Below are 1,089 nucleotides of genomic sequence, written 5' to 3'. Positions count from 1 at the left end.
CGACGCGATTCGCTCTTTCAATTTTTGTCCGAGATACATAACAATTTAAATCAAGATGTAGAACTTGTAATCATTGATGGAGCCTCCACAGATGGAACTTCTGAGGAATTATTTCGATATTGCAATTCACGCGAAAATATTAGATTCGAGGTTGAATCGTGCAATAGCGGTCTTGATCGGGGATATGACAGGTGTGTAGAAATATCGTCTGGAAAATATTGTTGGTTGCTATCTGATGATGATAAATTAAAGCCAGGAGCAATAAATAAGGTTGTTACTTTATTAAAATCTCAAAATCATGATTTATTCATTGCTAACTCGGAAGTGTGGGACAGTACGTTTTCTAGTTGTTTGATAGATAATCAGCTTAAATTAGGAGGGGATATAGAGCTCTTTTCTGACCAGAATGATGAGCTGCTAATTAAAGCGGGAAGCATATTGTCATTTATTGGGTCGGTAATAATAAAGCGATCTGAATGGTTGAATAGGGAAAGGGAGGCATATTTTGGCTCTTGGTTTATTCATATTGGAGTTATTTTCCAGGACCCGCTACCATGTGGAGCTTTTATAATTTCCGATCCTTTAATCCAAATACGCTACGGCGTAGCTTCTTGGTCTGGAAAATCTTTCGATATATGGATGAAATCGTGGCCAAAGCTTATTTGGTCGATGTCAAAAATTAGCGATTCTGCGAAGAAGCTTGTAGTACCTAAGTGGCCAGGTCGCTCAATATTTAAGCATATATTATTCAATAGCCATTCAGTGACCTTTTCAAGAGCCTCGTTGACAATTCCTACAAGAGACGTATTCCGGAGGCTCCTCATTATGTCAGTGTATCTTTTACCATGCGTATTTTGTAACATCATAGTTTCAATTGGGTGCCTACTTTCTTTAAAATCTAGACGTTTGATACTTTACGATATGGCACATTGCTCAAGCTCAAACTTTATTTCCCGTTGGCTCTATAAAAGATCATGTAGACATCTATCTAAGGTGATTTTACATGGCTCACAATAAAGCGAGTTGTAGATTTATATTTAAATAGCCATTAAATAAAATTATAATAATTTTCTCTGGTAGTTAGTTTAA

General features: G+C 36.5%; 1 protein-coding gene. It reads left to right on the top strand.

Annotation, left to right across the window (positions count from 1 at the left end; translation table 11 throughout):
- Window positions 1-24 precede the first annotated feature (24 nt).
- Window positions 25-1,017: a glycosyltransferase gene (locus B7Y67_RS19585; protein ID WP_367227318.1), complete on the top strand. Its 993-nt coding sequence runs from the start codon at window positions 25-27 to the stop codon at window positions 1,015-1,017.
- Window positions 1,018-1,089 lie beyond the last annotated feature (72 nt).

This window comes from Polynucleobacter sp. 35-46-11, from assembly GCF_002281105.1.
This window is presented reverse-complemented; position numbering and strand designations above follow the sequence as displayed.